We start from the raw sequence: 15,076 nt of genomic DNA, 5'->3' as shown, positions 1-15,076 counted from the left end.
GCGTGACCGCACAGTTCACGGCGGTAGGGTTAAGGTGTGCCTAACCTAAGGATGCTGGCCGTGGAGCCAGGCCGGTGACCGCGCGCGGACACCTGCGCCCCGCCCTGCTCGTCGTGTTGCCGGTCGTCGCCCTGGCCGGACTGTGCGTGCTGTCGATCGGGCTGGGTGCCGTCGACATCCCCCCGGACCAGGTCGTCCGGGCGCTTTTCGGCCACCCCTCCAGCCATCTCGTGGACAACATCGTCTGGACCGTCCGCGTACCGCGCACCGTCCTCGGCCTCACCGCGGGCGCCGCCTTGGGGCTGTCCGGCGCGCTCATGCAGGCCCTGACCCGCAACCCGCTCGCCGACCCCGGCATCCTGGGGGTCAGCGCGGGCGCGTCCTTCGGGATCGTCGTCGCCATCGCCCTGTTCGGGCTCGGCTCGCTGTACGGCACGATCTGGTTCGCCTTCGCCGGCGCGCTCGGCACCAGCGTGCTGGTCTTCCTGCTGGGCCGGACGGGCCGTTCGGGCGCGACGCCGGTGAAACTGGCGCTGGCCGGAGTCGCCGTCACCTTCCTGCTGTTCTCGCTGACCAACGCGATCGTCCTCACCGATCCCGACGCCCTGGACCGCTACCGCTTCTGGTCCGCGGGCACCCTCGCCGACCAGGACGGCACCGTCGTCCGGAGCATCCTGCCGTTCCTGGCGGTCGGGGCGGTGCTCGCGCTCGCCGCCGCCCCCGCGCTCAACAGCCTGGCCCTGGGCGACGACGTGGCCGCCTCCCTCGGACGCCGGCTCGGCCTCGTACGCCTGCAGGGGGTCGTCGCGGTGATGCTTCTCACGGGCGCGTCGGTCGCCGTGATCGGCCCGGTGGTCTTCCTCGGCCTGGTCGTACCGCACGTCGCCCGGGTGCTGGCCCAGCACGCGGGCATCGGCCCCGACCACCGCTGGCTGCTGCCGCTTTCGGCGGTGCTCGCCCCGTGCCTGCTGCTCACCGCGGACATCCTCGGCCGGGTCGTCGCACGGCCCACCGAGGTCCAGGCCGGAGTGCTCGTCGCCTTCATCGGCGGCCCGTTCTTCGTCGCCCTCGTCCGCCGGCGCAAACTCGCGGAGGTCTGAGCATGACCGCCCTCGCCCCCCTCCGCGGCCGCCGGCCCTTCCGCCTGGCGGCCCCACCGGTCTCCGGCGTGCTCCGGCCGCGGCTGGTCGCCGTGTGCGCCGCCCTGGCCGTCGCGGTGTTCCTGCTCTTCTGCTGGGGCGTGTCCCTCGGGGACTACCCCATCGGGTTCGCCGACGTGGTCAAGGCCCTCACCGGCGCCGGCGACCCCGGAACGGTGCTGGTCGTACGGGAGTTGCGGCTGCCGCGCGCGCTCGCGGGACTACTCGTCGGCATCGCGTTCGGCATCTCCGGCGCGCTGTACCAGACCATGACCCGCAACCCGCTGGCCAGCCCCGACATGATCGGGCTGACCGAGGGCGCGGGGACCGCCGTGGTCGCGGGCATCGTGCTCGGCTGGGACGGCGGCCTGGGCACCCAGGGCTTCGGCCTGCTCGGAGCGCTGGTCACGGCGCTGCTGGTGTACGCGCTGGCGTGGAAGGGCGGTGCCACCGGCTACCGCATCATCCTGGTCGGCATCGGCGTGTCCTGGATGTGCACCAGCGCCACGGACTACCTGGTCGCGCGCGGCGAGCGGTTCGAGGCGCAGGCCGCCCTCGGCTGGCTGGTGGGCAACCTCAACGGCCGCACCTGGGACCAGGTCACGCAGCTCGCGGTCGCCATGGCCGTCCTCGTGCCGCTCGCGCTCGGCATGGGGCGCTGGATGCGGACCCTGCAACTGGGCGACGACGTGGCGGCCGGCCTCGGCACGCCGGTGCAGCCGGTGCGGCTGGCCCTGCTGCTCATCGGCGTCGGGCTGATCGCCTTCGGCACGGCCGCGGCCGGACCGGTCGCCTTCGTGGCGCTGGCCGCCCCGCAGATCGCCCAGCGGATGGCCGGCACGGCGTGGCCACCGCCGGCCGCCTCGGGACTGACCGGCGCGCTGGTCGTCCTGGGGTCCGACCTCATCGCGCGCGAAGCGATCCCCGGCACGGAACTCCCGGTCGGGATCGTCACCGGCGTCATCGGCGCGCCGGTCCTGCTCTGGCTGCTCATCCGCGCCAACCGCGCGGGCTCAGGAGGCTGAACCCATGGCGACCACCGACCCCGCCCCCACCGCCGCCGCGGGCCCCGACCTGCGGGCACGCGGGCTGCACCTGGCGTACGACGACCGGCTGGTGGTCGAGGACCTCGACCTCGTCGTACCCTCCGGCCGCATCACCGCCATCGTCGGCGCCAACGCCTGCGGCAAGTCCACCCTCCTGCGCGCCCTGGCACGGCTGCTCGCGCCCCGTCAGGGCGTCGTCGAACTCGACGGCCGCGCCCTGCGGTCGGTGCCGACCAGGGAACTCGCCCAGCGGCTGGGCATCCTGCCGCAGACCCCGGTGGCCCCGGAGGGGCTGACCGTCATCGACCTGGTCAGCCGGGGCCGTTCGCCGCACCAGACGTGGTGGCGGCAGTGGTCCAAGGCCGACGAGCTGGCGGTCCACGAGGCGCTGGCGGCGACGGGCATGACCGAGCTCGCGAACCGGGCCGTGGACGAGCTGTCCGGCGGCCAGCGCCAGCGGGCCTGGATCGCCATGGCCGTCGCCCAGGGCACCCCCGTCCTCCTGCTGGACGAGCCGACCACCTACCTGGACCTGGCCCACCAGATCGACGTCCTGGACCTCGTCACCGACCTCAACCGCCGCGAGAACCGCACGGTGGTGATGGTCCTGCACGACCTCAACCAGGCCTGCCGCTACGCCGACCACGTCATCGCGATGAAGTCGGGGCGGATCGCCGCCGAGGGCACACCGGCCGAGGTGATCACCGCCGGGACCGTCGAGGACGTCTTCGACCTGCGCTGCCAGGTCACCACCGACCCGGTGAGCGGCACCCCGCTGGTGATCCCCATGGGCCGCCACCACGAGGCGGTCCCCGTCGCCGCCGAGTGACCCGGCGGGCGGAGATCGGGGAGCCGGACACCGTCGACCTGCGGCCCGTACGGCGGCGGCCCACGGTGTTGGTACGGGGTTCGCACGGCTGATCGGAGCCGGCCATGCCCGTCTACCACGTGGTCACCACGCAGAACACGGTCTCGGCGCAGCAGAAGGCCGGGTTGGCGGCGGAGATCCACGCGTCTCCACGCGTCGATCACCGGGGCGCCCATCTCCTTCGTGCACGTGACGTTCGCCGAACTGCCCGACGGCAGCGTGTTCACGGATTCGGTTCCCTCACGTCCCCTGCTGATCGAGGCGACCACACGGGCGGGCCACGCGGACACGGAGAAGACACAGCCGGCCAAGGACATCTCGGCCGCCGGCAGCAGAGTGACCGGCGTCCCGGAGTCGCACGTCCTCGTGATCGTCAAGGACAGCCCCGCCCGGTTCGCCGCCGAGGGGGGCCGCATCCTGCCCGAACCGGGAGACGAGGGCGACTGGCTCGCAGGAACCGACTGACCTGCTGCCGGCTTCGGCCGCCCCGGCACACCTCGCCTAGCCGGGCAGGACGGTCGTGCCGGCGCCGCCCGGCCCGACGGACAGCGCGCGCAGCAGGGCGTGCGGGGCGCGGCCGTCCAGCACACGGGCCGTGCGGACGCCCGCCCGGACGGCCCGCAGGCAGCTCTCCATCTTCGGCACCATGCCGCCCCCCAGCGCCGGGAGCATCGCCTCCAGTTCGGCGGCGGTGAGCCGGTCCAGGACCCGTCCGCGGCGCGGCCAGTCGGCGTACAGCCCGGGCACGTCGGTGAGGACGACCAGTGCCTCGGCGTCGAGCGCGGCGGCCAGGGCCCCGGCCGCCGCGTCCGCGTTGACGTTGTAGATCTGGCCGTCCGTGCCCCGGCCGAGCGAGGAGACGACGGGGATGTGGCCGTGCTCCAGCAGCACGTCCACGGCGGCCGTGTTGACCTCCGTCACCTCGCCGACGAGGCCGATGTCGACGATCTCGCCGTCGACCTCGGCGTAGCGGCGCACCGCGGTCAGCGTGTGCGCGTCCTCGCCGGTGAGCCCCACGGCGTAAGGGCCGTGCTCGTTGAGGAGCCCCACCAGGTCCCGTTGGACCTTGCCGGCCAGGACCATCCGCGCGACGTCCAGGACCTCGGGGGTGGTGACCCGCAGCCCGCCGACGAAGCGGGCCTCGATGCCGATCAGGTCGAGCTGGGCGCTGATCTGCGGGCCGCCGCCGTGCACCACGGCGACCCGCACCCCGGCCTCCCGGATGCGGACGACGTCCTGCGCGAAGGTGCGCAGCAGGGAGCCGTCGCCCATGGCGTTGCCGCCCACCTTCACGACGACGGTGCGGCCCCCGAGCGCGCGCAGGGCGGGCAGCGGCCCGGGGCCGGCCAGGGCCGTCGTCACGGACGCGCGGTCAGGTAGCCGCCCATGGTGCGGAACCAGTCGCCGGCCGCGTACTCGGTGCCGTCGTCCGTGCGGACCGTGCGCACCAGCAGTCCCTTGCGGTGACCGCCGCGGGCGTCCGCGCCGGCGACGATGACGACCCCGTCGCCCTCGCGGATGAAGATGCGGCCGGGCGTGCCGCCGTACCGGGCCTGCGAGACGGCGGCGGAGACGATCCTGATGCGTTCGCCGCGGTGGTAGGTGAAGGCGTTGGGGTAGGGGTCGGACTGCGCCCGCACCAGGCGTTCCAGGTCCTCGGCCGGCCAGTTCCAGTCGATGCGGCTGTCCTCGACGGAGCGCTTGTGGAAGAAGCTGGCGCGGGAGCGCTCCTGGGGCGTCCACTCGGCGCGGCCGGAGGCGATCAGGTCCAGGGACTCGCGCACGAGGGGTGCGATCAGGTCGCAGGTGCGGTGGAAGAGGTCGGTCGCGGTGTCGTGCGGGCCGACGGGCTCCGAACGCTGCAGGAGGATGTCGCCGGCGTCCAGTTCGCCGTCCATGCGGTGGGCGGTGACGCCGACGTGCTCCTCGCCGTTGATCAGCGCCCAGATGATCGGGGAGAAACCCGCGTAGGCGGGGAGCAGGGAGTCGTGCACGTTGAGGGTGCCGTGCGGCGGGAGGTCGAAGATCTCCGGCGGCAGCCAGGTGCGCCAGTTGTTGGCGACGATGATGTCGGGTGCCGCGGCGCGGACGGCCTCCAGCAGTTCGGCGTCGTCGGGGCGGTTGCGCAGCAGCACCGGCACGCCGTGCTTCTCGGCGAGTTCCGCCACCGAATCGTCCCAGATCTTCTCGTACGCGTGCTCGCTCCTGGGGTGGGTCACGACGAGGACGACCTCGTGATCCGACTCCAGCAGGGCCTGCAGCGTCCGGTGTCCCCAGGTCTGGTAACCGAACATGACGACCCGCATGGGCTCTGCCTCTCCTTCAGTGATTATTGCAAGGTTAGGCTTACCTTATCTAGTATGTGGCGCGCATAGGGAGGCGATGCAACGGTGACAGCACCGCTCAACGAGCCGGACACGATCCACGACATCCTGGGAATCGGTTTCGGTCCGTCAAATCTGGCTCTGGCGATAGCCATCGAGGAGCACAACGCACAAGTCCCCGCCTCCCGGCGGATCAACGCCCGCTTCCTGGAGCGGCAGCCCCGTTTCGGGTGGCACCGCGGCATGCTGATCGACGACGCGACGATGCAGGTCTCGTTCCTGAAGGACCTGGTCACCATGCGCAACCCGACCAGCGACTTCAGCTTCCTGTGCTACCTGCGCGAACAGGGCCGGCTGGTCGACTTCCTCAACCAGAAGACGCTCTTCCCGCTCCGCGTGGAGTTCCACGACTACTTCGAGTGGGCCGCCGCCCGCGTCGCCGGCGTCGTCGACTACTCCTGCGAAGTGCTGTCGGTCACACCGGTCCGCGACGCCGACGGCGAGGTCGACCACCTCGACGTGACGTGCCGGGACCCCGAGGACCCCGCGCGGACGGTCACCCACCGGGCCCGCAACATCAGCGTGGCCGTCGGGCTCGAGCCGCACCTGCCGCCGGGCACCGAGCTGTCGGACCGCGTGTGGCACAGCAGCCAGCTGCTGCCCAGGGTCGCCGAGCTCACCGCGACGGGCACCCCGGTGCGCCGGGCCGTCGTCCTCGGCGCCGGCCAGAGCGCGGCCGAGGCGGTCGACTTCCTGCACCGCACCTTCCCCGACGCGGAGATCTGCGCGGTGTTCGCCAAGTACGGCTACACGCCCGCCGACGACAGCCCCTTCGCCAACCGGATCTTCGACCCGGAGGCGGTGGACCTCTACTTCGGCTCCCCGTCCGAGGTGAAGCAGTCCCTCGTCGACTACCACCGCAGCACCAACTACTCGGTGGTCGACATGGACCTCATCGAGGCCCTGTACGCGACCTCCTACCGCGAGAAGGTGCAGGGCCGCGAACGGCTGCGCTTCCTCAACGTCTCCCGCATCCGCGAGGTGAGCGCCGCGGACGACGGCCTCGACGTGACGGTGGAGTTCCTGCCGACCGGCGAGCGGCACGTCCTGGAGGCGGACGTCCTCGTGCACGCCACCGGGTACCGCTCGCAGGACGTCGGCACGCTCCTCGGGGAGTCCGCCAAGATCTGCCTGCGCGACGACGGCGACGCCCTCCGCGTCGGCCGCGACCACCGCGTCGAGGTCGCCCCCGAGGTGCGGGCGGGCATCTACGTGCAGGGCGGCACCGAGCACACGCACGGGCTCACCTCCACCCTGCTGTCCACCACCGCGATCCGGGCCGGCGAGATCGTCGCCTCGCTCGTCGCCCGTCAGGACGAGCCGGCCGCGGCGGTCACGGCCCGCGCCTGAGACGCCTTCGGGGGCCGCCGGTCGTCCGGCGGCCCCCAAAGGCGTCCGCTCGGCTTCGGGCCCAGGTGCTACGCCTCCGGCGGTCACCGCCGACCTCCAGGGAGTCCGCCGGAACACGGCCGTACGGGGCCAGGACCAGCTCACCGGCCGTGCCCCCAGGGAGGCGTAGGCTGCGTCCGGGTGCTCCCCGGCAGCGGCTGCGGGGCGCCCGCGGCGATCTGTGCGCCGTAGGTGTGCACCGCGCTCTCGTGAAGCTGGTGCCGGGCGGCGGCTCCGGAGGTCTGCGGCCACTGCGACGTACCCCACCAGCTCCAGCAGGCGCGCCCCGGGCCGGACTCCCACAGCGCGTCCAGTAGTTGCCGCGCCGACGGCACCCACCAGTCCAGCAGGGCCTGACGCTCCCCAGGCACGGCCTGGGAGGCCCACTTGGACGTGTCCGGGGGAGCGTCGGCAGGCCCTACGGCAACCATGGGGGCCCACTTGCGCCTAGCGCCGGGTGCGCAGCAGCAGGTGCAGGAAGTACGGCGTGCCGATGACGGCGGTCATCAAGCCCGCGCCGAGTTGGGCCGGGGCGATCACCGTCCGCCCGAGGAGGTCCGCGGCGCAGACGAGCGAGGCTCCCAGGAGCACCGCGACCGGTACGACCCGTACGTGCCGGCGGCCCACCAGGGCCCGGGCGGCGTGCGGGGCGACCAGCCCGGCGAAGCCGATGGTGCCCGCGGCGGCCACGGCGGTGGCGGTGAGCAGCACGCTCGTCACGAGGAACCCGAGCCGGGCCGGGCCGCGGCGCAGCCCCAGCAGGGCTGGGGTGTCGTCGTCGACCGACAGCAGGTCGAGTTCGGTGCGCCGTGCCACCGCCACCGCCAGGCCCAGGACGAGGGCCGCCGCCACGGGCAGTGTGTCGGGCACGGTCCGCCCGTAGGTGGAGCCGGACAGCCAGGTGAGCGCCTTCGTCGCGTTGAAGGGGTCGGTGAGCACGATCAGCAGGCTGATCAGGGCCGATGCGGCCGCGGACACGCCGACGCCGACGAGGACCAGCCGGGTCTGCCGGAAGCCGCCCCGCGCCGCGAGCCCGAACACGAGGACCGCGCTCACCGCGGCGCCGGCGAACGCGGCTCCCGCCACGCTCCACGCCCCGGCGACCGGGACCGTTGTGACGAACAGCACCGCGCCGAGCGCGGCGCCGCCCGAGACGCCGAGGATGCCGGGCTCCGCCAGCGGGTTGCGGGTGACGGCCTGCACCAGCGTGCCGGACAGGGCGAGCGCCGCCCCCGCCAGGAGTGCCGCGAGCACCCGCGGGACACGGGTGTCCAGAACGAAGGAGACGGCCTGACCGGCCCTGCCCTGCGCCCAGTTCGCCACGTCGCCCAGGAGCAGCTTGGTGTCGCCCAGCAGCACTCCGGCGACGGCCACCCCCACGAGGAGGGCGACGAGGAGGGCCAGGGTCGCCAGGAACGTCACACGGCCCGGGATGCGCATCCGGTCCGGCGCGCCCGCCCCTGCCGAGTCCTGGGCCCTCAGCGCCATGACGACCAGGAACACCGCGCCGACCAGGCTCGTGACGACGCCGGTGGGCACCGCCACGGCGGTCTGCTCCGGCACCACCGCGCGCAGCAGGACGTCCGCGCCGAGCACCAGGCCCGCGCCGGTCAGGCCCATGACGGGCAGGCCGAGGCGCGTGCGCACCAGCGGCCGGTGACGCAGCGCCAGCGGCCGTACGAGGACCGGCGCGCACAGGCCGACGAAGCCGATGGGCCCGGCGAGGGTCACCGCCGCGGCGGACAGCAGCGACGCGCACACCACGACGGTGATCCGCGTGCCGCGCACGGGGACGCCGAGGCCGCGGGCGGCGTCGTCGCCGAGCGCCAGGGCGTCGACGCGCCGGGCCACCAGCAGCAGTCCGGCGACACCGGCCACGGCGACCGGCGCCATCTGCACCACACCGTCGAAGCCGTTCTGGCTGATGCTGCCCTGGCTCCACTGGTAGAGGCCGTTGGTCTGCTGCGGGAAGAGCAGGATCAGCCCCTCGGTGACGGAGGTCAGGCCGAGGGTGAGCGCGCTGCCGGCCAGGACGAGGCGCACGGTCCCGGCGCCCAGCCCCGACAGCGACAGGACGACGGCGGCTGCCGCGAGCCCGCCGGCGAAGGCCACGCCGGAGGAGGCCAGCAGCGGCAGGGACGTCCCGGTGACCATGAGGATGCCGAGGGCCAGGTACGAACCGGCGTTCACGGCGAGGGTGTCGGGCGCGGCGAGCACGTTGCGGCTGACGGACTGAAGGGCCGCGCCGGCGGTCCCGAGGGCGGCGCCGACCAGCAGGCCGGCGGTCATGCGGGGCAGGCGCGAGGCGATCACGACGGACGCGTCGCCGGGACCGGCCCCGCCCGTCAGGGCCTTCCAGACCTCGGCAGGGCCGACGGCCGCGGTGCCCTGGGTGATGTCGACGACCGCGAGGACGGCGACCAGGAGCACGAGCGCGGCCGTCACCGCGGCCGCTCCCGTCCGGGAGCCGACCGCGTGCGGACGGGTGGCGGGGGTCGTTGCGGTGCCGGCCACGGCGCGCTACTTCGTCAGGGCGCCGACGACGGCGTCGACGTACGACTCCATCGACTGCGGGCCGCCGAACATCCAGATGCCGTCGGGCAGCCGGTGCACCTCGCCCTTCTTCACGAACGGCAGGGACTTCCACACGGAGTTCCCGGCGAGGTCGTCGGCGAACGGGTCGCTGCCCTCGCTGTCGCTGCCGATGTAGGCGAACTGCACGTCACCGAGGCCCGTGAGGCCCTCGACGTCGGTGGCGGCCAGGCCGTAGTCCTTGTCGCCCTCGATCTTCCAGGCGTTCTCCAGGCCGAGCGCCGTGTTGACGCCACCGATCAGGGAACCGGCGGTGTAGGGGCGGACGGAGACCTGGTTGGAGGCGACGTAGCCGTCGGCGAACGCGATCCGCGTGCCGGCCAGACCCGCGTCGGCGAGGGCCTTCCTCCCCTCGGCGACCTTGGCGTCGTAGGCCTTCTTCGCCTCGTCGGCCTTGGCGGTGGTGCCGGTCGCCTCGGCGATGAGGTCGAGGTTCTCCTTCATCCGCCCGACCGGGTCGGCGGCGTCGGCGGAACGCACCTCGAGGACCGGGGCGATCTTCTTCAGCTGCTTGACGGCGGCGTCCGGGAGGTCGGTGGTGGCGACGATCAGGTCCGGGGAGAGCGAGGCGATGGTGTCCATGCTGGGCTCGCCGCGGGTGCCGATGTCCTTGGGCTGGTTCTTCAGCGGGACGACCGTGTCCCAGGTGCCGTAGCCCTTGACGTCGGCGACGCCGACCGGGTCCACCCCGAGCGTCACGAGGGACTCGACGACGTTCCACTCCGTGCCGACGACCTTCTTGGCGGGCCCGTCGAGGCTGACCTCGGCTCCGCTCGCGTCGGTGAGCGTGAGGCCCTTGGTGTCGTCCTTGGCGGCGCCGTCCGCGGCCGGCTCGGTCGTGCCGCAGCCGGCGAGGGCGAGTGCGGCGGCAGCGGCGGCGATGACGATGGAGCGTCTCATGGGGTGGTGACGGGCCTTTCGTTGCGTGCGTGGTGGCGGCCGACGGCGCGGGTGCGCAGCAGGCCGGTGAGCGGATCGGTGTCGACTTCGACCCGTATCTCGTAGGCGTCGGTGAGGCGTTGCGGTGTCAGCACGTCCTGGGGGCTGCCGTCGGCGGCGATCCGGCCCGCCCGCAGCAGGGCGATCCGGTCGGCGACGGCGGCCGCCTGGTCCAGGTCGTGCAGGACGACACCGACGGCGATGCCGTGGTCGTCGGCCAGGTCCCGGATCAGGTCCAGCAGTTCGACCTGGTAGCGCAGGTCGAGGTAGGTCGTGGGCTCGTCGAGGAGGAGCACACCGGTCTCCTGGGCGAGGCAGCTCGCGAGCCAGACGCGCTGGAGCTGGCCGCCGGAGAGGTGCTCGGCGCCCCGGGCGGCGAGGTCCGCGACTCCGGTCAGCGCCAGCGCGCGGTCCACCGCGGCCGGGCCGTCCGGGTCGGGCCGGCCCCAGCGCCCCCGGTAGGGGTAGCGGCCGAACTCCACGACGTCCCGTACCGTCAGCCCGCTCGGCGTGGGGCGCCCCTGCGTCAGCAGGGCCACCCGGCGGGAGAACTCACGTGCCGTCAGGGCGAGCCCGTCGGCGCCGGTCCCGTCGTGCGCGTCGATCGTCAACGTGGCGCGGCGGGCCCGCTGCAGGCGTGCCACGGTGCGCAGGAGCGTCGACTTGCCGCTGCCGTTGGGGCCCACCAGGGCGGTCACCTCACCGGGCCGGAGGGTGATCGCCGCGTCATGGACGACGTCGACCCCGTCGTACGACACGGTCACGTCGTACGCCGTCAGCCGGTGACCACGCAGGCCTGAGGCCGCGGCAGTGTCTTCCGTAGAACTCACAAACGAAGGTTAGCCTAACCTAATCTCTGCCCGGACCACCTCCCTCTCACTTCGGTAAACTTAGGCTAACCTTCCTGCATGGCGAAGACCCCGCGGCTCATGCCGCAGAACCCCAGGATGTTCCGCGCCGAGGTCGTCAGGACCGAGCGGGTCTCCCCCTCCCTGCACCGCGTGACCGTCAGGGGCGCGGACCTCGCCGACTTCCCGTGGCTGGGCTACGACCACTGGTTCCGCCTCTTCATGCAGCTCCCCCACCAGGACGCCCTGCGGCTGCCCGAGTTCTCCGGGGCGCGCTGGTGGCAGCCCTACCTCGCCATCCCCACGGCCGAGCGTCCGCACTACTCGAACTACACCGTCGCCGCGTTCCGTCCCGAAGCGGCCGAAATGGACATCGAGTTCGTCGTGCACCGCGCCCCGGACGGCGAACTCGAGGGCCGTGCCGCGATATGGGCCTGCGACGCCCGGCCCGGGGACGCGCTGGCGCTCCTCGACCAGGGCGTCATGTTCGACTGCCCCGAGGACGCCTCCGAGGTCCTCGTCGTGGCCGACGAGAGCGGCATGCCCGCCGCCACGGGCATCCTGCGCTCCCTCCCCCGCGGCACCGTGGGCCGACTGATCCAGGAGATCCCCACCCCGGACGACCGGCGCGACCTCGACGCGCCCCCCGGGATCGCCGTCACCTGGGTCGTGCGCGACGACCCGCACGCGGTCCCCGGCTCCGTCGCACTCGCCGAATTGCGCAAGCACACCCCGGTGGACGCCACCGGGTACGCCTTCGTCGTCGGCGAGCAGAGCCTCGCCACCAAGGGACGCCGGCACCTGCACCGCGCCGGCCTCCCCAAGGACCGCATCACCTTCTCCGGCTTCTGGCGGCACGAGGCACGCCACGAGGACGCCTGACCCCCGCCGTGGGACGGAAGCGCCGCCTCGGCCCCGCGCACGCAGGGCACTTCGCGCACGGAGGGCGCACAAAGGGAACAATTGAGCCCTGTACGCGCTCCCTCAGGTACGGGGAGAATGCGTAGCGCAAGCGATCATGCGACCGGCACGCGCGCCGTCCGGTCGCCGACTCCCGGAAGGCGGGTCGACAGCCGTGCTGCTGCATCTGCCCACGTCCGTGCCCGAAGCACAGGAGTTCATGGCCCAGGGGGCGGTGCCCGTCGGCGGGGCGACGCTCGTGTGGGCCACCTGGCAGCGCGACGGCTTCCCCGAGCAGGCCATGTCGCTGCGCGATCTGCCCGAGGCCAACACGGTCGGACGCGAGGCGCTGGGCGCGGCGGTGGTGCTGAACCGGATCGACGACCGGGTTCCGGAGGTGCTGCGACGGGCGGCCGCCGGTGTGGGCACCGGTGCCGTGCGGCGGACGGCCACCGTCGGCGGCAACCTCGTCGGCAGCACCCTGCGCTGCCTGCTGCCCGCCGCCCTCGTCCTCGGCGCCCGCGCGATCACGCTGGAGCCGGACCGGACCCACGAGACCGATCTCGTCGAGGCCGTGGCCAAGCAGCACCTCCTGCTCGGCATCCGCTGGCGGGAGCCGCTGGTGAGCACGTACGAGAAGCAGTCCGGCGAGGCGGGCGGGCCTCCGCCCCTCGTCGTCGCCGCCGCGGTGCACGCCGCCGACGACGGGCACCGTCTGCGCGTCGCCGTCCGCGACGGCTACGAAGTGCTCGGCGGTAGCGCCCCGTTCGGCGGCGGCACCGCAGCGGCCCTGCACGCGCTGGAGGAGACGGACCTCGCCGCGCTCCACCCCGCGGCGTGGGACGTGGTGCGCCGGCAGGTCACCGGACTCGCCGGACGGCTCCCCGGCTCCTGACCCCCGCACGGGCCCCGCGATCTCGCCCGCCGCATCGGGTATGACCCGGCGCTCCCGGTTGTTGATGAGTGCGAGGGCCCGCGCCCACCCTGGCGCGGGACCTCGCCCATCTCCCACCGGATCGGAAGAGGCGAGAGCAGAGATGGCTGACACGCCGGAAGACCCAGAGCACGGGGCGTCGTTCGGCATGGTCCGGAGCGGGCCGGCCCCGGCGCGGATGTGCCTCATCACGCCCGGCGGCGTTTCCACGGTCGAGTTCGTCCTGGAGCCGTCGGTCGGCCTCCGGTGCGCCCGGATGGAGGGCGCCGCGGCACTGGCCCTGAACCGGTGGCTCCACGACGCGGACCCCTCCCGGTACTTCGAGCTGCGGATCGCGTTCCTGCAGTTCGAGTACAACCCCGGTCACGAGTCCTTCGCCGCCGACGAGGTCCGGGCGCTGCGCGCCCTCCTGGAGGAACAGCGGGGCACCGAGCGGTGGAACGACGCCCTGGCGAGCCTGCTCGCCAGGCTGGAGGCCTGCGAGGCGCAGCTGTGACCGCCGACGGGTGAGGTCAGCCGGCGGCGGGCGGAAGGAGGCGCCGGGTACTGACGCGGCCTCCCGGCTGCCGGCCACGCCCGTGAGCCGATGCAGGGTGCGGAACCCGGTCGTGCACCCGGGTCCCGCACCCCGCCTCCGGCGAGCGGGGTCAGGGCCAGATCAGGTCGATGCGTTCCTGGGCGATCGGGTAACCGGCCCTGGCGAAGTGGGCGGCCATCGGTGCGTTGGTCTGGTCCGTCCCCGCCACGATGCGGTCCACGCCCTCGTCGGCGAGCTTGTGCGTAGCCTCGACGAGCAGGTCGTAGGCGTATCCCTGGCCTCGGTGCTCGGGCACGACGCCGATGTAGCCGATCAGGGGGTCCCCGTAGTGGCGGCCGGGGACGCTCAGCCCGACGAGTTCCCCGGCGGAGTCGTAGGCCAGGCGCCACCACTCGCGCGGGCTCGGCAACCAGCGCAGATAATCCAGTTCCTCCTGGGCGGCCGCCTCGAGCCCGGAGGTGGCGACGGTGCGGCGCACATGGGCGTCGAGGCTGCCCCGGTGGATGCGGCGGAAGACATCGAGGAATGCCGCGTCGTCGGGCTCGGGACGGAATTCGAGGCGGCCCGGGCGCGCGGGCACGCCGCAGTCCGGCGTCCAGCGGTAGCGGAAGCGCTCGACCAGAGGGGACAGACCCGCGGCGACGGCCGCGTCGATCCGGGCCTGGGCCTGCTCCCGGACCGCGGGCACGTCGCGCCAGCCGGGCCCCAGTTTGAGGGAGTACTGGGCACGCAGCGGCGAGGTGCGGAGCAGTTCCACGGCCGCACCGGCGTCGATGAAGTCGAACCAGTCCAGGGCGAGCGGCTTGTCGTCCTTCGGCCCGGCCCACCATGCGGCGCGCGCGACGACGACGCCGTCGCGCAGTGCCACCCAGGTCCACTCGGGGCGGTACTCACCGGCGGCGGCCATCTCACTGTAGGTGTCGCCGAAGGCGGCGAAGCCGACCAGACCGGGATCGGGCAGGGATTCAAAAAGCGCTTCCTCGCCTGCGGCGAGGGGGCGGATGACCAGATCGGTCACGCGAGGTCCTTCCGGGTAGCGACCTGCTCCCGTTCAGATCCTCGGCGCCCTCGGAACGGGGTGGGAGCACATGAGAGTTGGCTGGCTCACGGTTCCCACCTCCTTTTGCGATCGAGGACGCGAACGCAGCGTAACAGCATGATCGAATCGCCGGCAAGGTCCCGTACGACCCTCCGCCCGGCGGTTCAGCCCAGGGCCCGGCATACGCCGTCGAGCCGCAGGCGGTTCTCCTCCACAGTTCTCGGCGACGTCGATCGGTACCCGTACCGCGACCTGGGTCGACGGCGCCTCGTGGACTGTCACCTCCACCGGGTCGTCGGGGACGATGTCCAGCCACGCGGTGCGTCCGTCGGGCGGCCACTCGACGCCCTCGCCGGAAGCGAGGGCGTCGAGGCAGCGCGCCCAGTCGTCCAGGTAGTCGACCGAGACGTCCAGCCTCACGCACCCGCTGACGAAGTCGCTCTCCACCACGATCTCGGCC

16 protein-coding genes are annotated in these 15,076 nt (G+C 73.2%); 8 read left to right on the top strand and 8 right to left on the bottom strand.

Translation table 11 applies throughout. The annotated features are described in order from the left end of the window. Positions 1 to 74: 74 nt before the first annotated feature. The 4 genes from PV410_RS09545 to PV410_RS09530 all read left to right on the top strand — a co-directional run bounded on the left by PV410_RS09545 (position 75) and on the right by PV410_RS09530 (position 3,518). A complete protein-coding gene (locus PV410_RS09545; RefSeq protein ID WP_500323616.1) occupies positions 75 to 1,100 on the top strand; it encodes a FecCD family ABC transporter permease in 1,026 nt (341 codons plus the stop codon). A gap of 2 nt (positions 1,101 to 1,102) precedes the next feature. After that, positions 1,103 to 2,164, top strand: coding sequence for a FecCD family ABC transporter permease (locus PV410_RS09540; protein WP_500323615.1), 1,062 nt, complete (start codon positions 1,103 to 1,105; stop codon positions 2,162 to 2,164). Between the two features lie 4 nt (positions 2,165 to 2,168). Then, positions 2,169 to 3,014 carry an ABC transporter ATP-binding protein gene (locus PV410_RS09535; protein ID WP_500323613.1) on the top strand — a complete coding sequence of 282 codons (846 nt, stop codon included), beginning with the start codon at positions 2,169 to 2,171 and terminating at the stop codon, positions 3,012 to 3,014. A gap of 228 nt (positions 3,015 to 3,242) precedes the next feature. Further along, positions 3,243 to 3,518: a tautomerase family protein gene (locus PV410_RS09530; protein WP_500323611.1), complete on the top strand. Its 276-nt coding sequence runs from the start codon at positions 3,243 to 3,245 to the stop codon at positions 3,516 to 3,518. Between the two features lie 36 nt (positions 3,519 to 3,554). Here the strand turns inward: PV410_RS09530 and argB are convergent, their stop codons facing one another. Both argB and PV410_RS09520 read right to left on the bottom strand, forming a co-directional pair. Next, positions 3,555 to 4,415 (bottom strand): acetylglutamate kinase, encoded by an 861-nt coding sequence (argB, locus tag PV410_RS09525; protein ID WP_500323609.1) that lies wholly within the window; start codon positions 4,413 to 4,415, stop codon positions 3,555 to 3,557. Beyond that, positions 4,412 to 5,359 (bottom strand): methionyl-tRNA formyltransferase, encoded by a 948-nt coding sequence (locus PV410_RS09520; RefSeq protein WP_500323607.1) that lies wholly within the window; start codon positions 5,357 to 5,359, stop codon positions 4,412 to 4,414. The genes argB and PV410_RS09520 overlap by 4 nt, the downstream gene beginning before the upstream one ends. 84 nt (positions 5,360 to 5,443) lie before the next feature. On the opposite strand from PV410_RS09520, the gene PV410_RS09515 reads away from it, so the two are divergent. Then, positions 5,444 to 6,787 (top strand): lysine N(6)-hydroxylase/L-ornithine N(5)-oxygenase family protein, encoded by a 1,344-nt coding sequence (locus PV410_RS09515; RefSeq protein ID WP_500323605.1) that lies wholly within the window; start codon positions 5,444 to 5,446, stop codon positions 6,785 to 6,787. A gap of 140 nt (positions 6,788 to 6,927) precedes the next feature. Here PV410_RS09515 and PV410_RS09510 read toward each other — a convergent pair whose 3' ends face one another. The 4 genes from PV410_RS09510 to PV410_RS09495 are packed head-to-tail and all read right to left on the bottom strand — an operon-like array spanning position 6,928 to position 11,187. Next, positions 6,928 to 7,257 (bottom strand): maleylpyruvate isomerase N-terminal domain-containing protein, encoded by a 330-nt coding sequence (locus PV410_RS09510; RefSeq protein WP_500323603.1) that lies wholly within the window; start codon positions 7,255 to 7,257, stop codon positions 6,928 to 6,930. A gap of 16 nt (positions 7,258 to 7,273) precedes the next feature. Continuing rightward, positions 7,274 to 9,340, bottom strand: coding sequence for an iron ABC transporter permease (locus tag PV410_RS09505; protein WP_500323601.1), 2,067 nt, complete (start codon positions 9,338 to 9,340; stop codon positions 7,274 to 7,276). Positions 9,341 to 9,346: 6 nt separating this feature from the next. Continuing rightward, positions 9,347 to 10,318 carry an iron-siderophore ABC transporter substrate-binding protein gene (locus PV410_RS09500; protein ID WP_500323600.1) on the bottom strand — a complete coding sequence of 324 codons (972 nt, stop codon included), beginning with the start codon at positions 10,316 to 10,318 and terminating at the stop codon, positions 9,347 to 9,349. Beyond that, a complete protein-coding gene (locus PV410_RS09495; protein ID WP_500323599.1) occupies positions 10,315 to 11,187 on the bottom strand; it encodes an ABC transporter ATP-binding protein in 873 nt (290 codons plus the stop codon). Before PV410_RS09495 ends, PV410_RS09500 begins: the two co-directional genes overlap by 4 nt. A 78-nt stretch (positions 11,188 to 11,265) precedes the next feature. Between PV410_RS09495 and PV410_RS09490 the strand changes: the two genes are divergently transcribed. The 3 genes from PV410_RS09490 to PV410_RS09480 all read left to right on the top strand — a co-directional run bounded on the left by PV410_RS09490 (position 11,266) and on the right by PV410_RS09480 (position 13,535). Further along, on the top strand, positions 11,266 to 12,087 hold the full coding sequence (locus tag PV410_RS09490) for a siderophore-interacting protein (RefSeq protein ID WP_500323597.1): 822 nt from the start codon (positions 11,266 to 11,268) through the stop codon (positions 12,085 to 12,087). Between the two features lie 193 nt (positions 12,088 to 12,280). Continuing rightward, positions 12,281 to 13,000: an FAD binding domain-containing protein gene (locus PV410_RS09485; protein WP_500323595.1), complete on the top strand. Its 720-nt coding sequence runs from the start codon at positions 12,281 to 12,283 to the stop codon at positions 12,998 to 13,000. A 142-nt stretch (positions 13,001 to 13,142) separates the two neighbouring features. Continuing rightward, positions 13,143 to 13,535 (top strand): hypothetical protein, encoded by a 393-nt coding sequence (locus PV410_RS09480; protein ID WP_500323593.1) that lies wholly within the window; start codon positions 13,143 to 13,145, stop codon positions 13,533 to 13,535. A 151-nt stretch (positions 13,536 to 13,686) separates the two neighbouring features. On the opposite strand, the gene PV410_RS09475 is transcribed toward PV410_RS09480, so the two are convergent. Both PV410_RS09475 and PV410_RS09470 read right to left on the bottom strand, forming a co-directional pair. Then, positions 13,687 to 14,595 carry a GNAT family N-acetyltransferase gene (locus PV410_RS09475; RefSeq protein WP_500323591.1) on the bottom strand — a complete coding sequence of 303 codons (909 nt, stop codon included), beginning with the start codon at positions 14,593 to 14,595 and terminating at the stop codon, positions 13,687 to 13,689. 33 nt (positions 14,596 to 14,628) lie between these two features. Next, positions 14,629 to 15,063: a DUF5959 family protein gene (locus PV410_RS09470; RefSeq protein ID WP_500323712.1), complete on the bottom strand. Its 435-nt coding sequence runs from the start codon at positions 15,061 to 15,063 to the stop codon at positions 14,629 to 14,631. Between the last annotated feature and the right edge of the window lie 13 nt (positions 15,064 to 15,076).

Source organism: Streptomyces sp. PA03-5A (assembly GCF_033792725.1).
Taxonomy (GTDB): domain Bacteria; phylum Actinomycetota; class Actinomycetes; order Streptomycetales; family Streptomycetaceae; genus Actinacidiphila.
The sequence above is the reverse complement of the archived record's forward strand: the minus strand, read 5'-3'. Positions and strand labels throughout refer to the sequence as shown.

Excerpts from the sequence above, each read along its gene's own strand:
- PV410_RS09540 (WP_500323615.1), top strand. The coding sequence starts at position 1,103 with ATGACCGCCCTCGCCCCCCTCCGCGGCCGCCGGCCCTTCCGCCTGGCG.
- PV410_RS09535 (WP_500323613.1), top strand. The coding sequence starts at position 2,169 with ATGGCGACCACCGACCCCGCCCCCACCGCCGCCGCGGGCCCCGACCTG.
- PV410_RS09520 (WP_500323607.1), bottom strand. The coding sequence starts at position 5,359 with ATGCGGGTCGTCATGTTCGGTTACCAGACCTGGGGACACCGGACGCTG.
- PV410_RS09510 (WP_500323603.1), bottom strand. The coding sequence starts at position 7,257 with ATGGTTGCCGTAGGGCCTGCCGACGCTCCCCCGGACACGTCCAAGTGG.
- PV410_RS09500 (WP_500323600.1), bottom strand. The coding sequence starts at position 10,318 with ATGAGACGCTCCATCGTCATCGCCGCCGCTGCCGCCGCACTCGCCCTC.
- PV410_RS09490 (WP_500323597.1), top strand. The coding sequence starts at position 11,266 with ATGGCGAAGACCCCGCGGCTCATGCCGCAGAACCCCAGGATGTTCCGC.
- PV410_RS09480 (WP_500323593.1), top strand. The coding sequence starts at position 13,143 with ATGGCTGACACGCCGGAAGACCCAGAGCACGGGGCGTCGTTCGGCATG.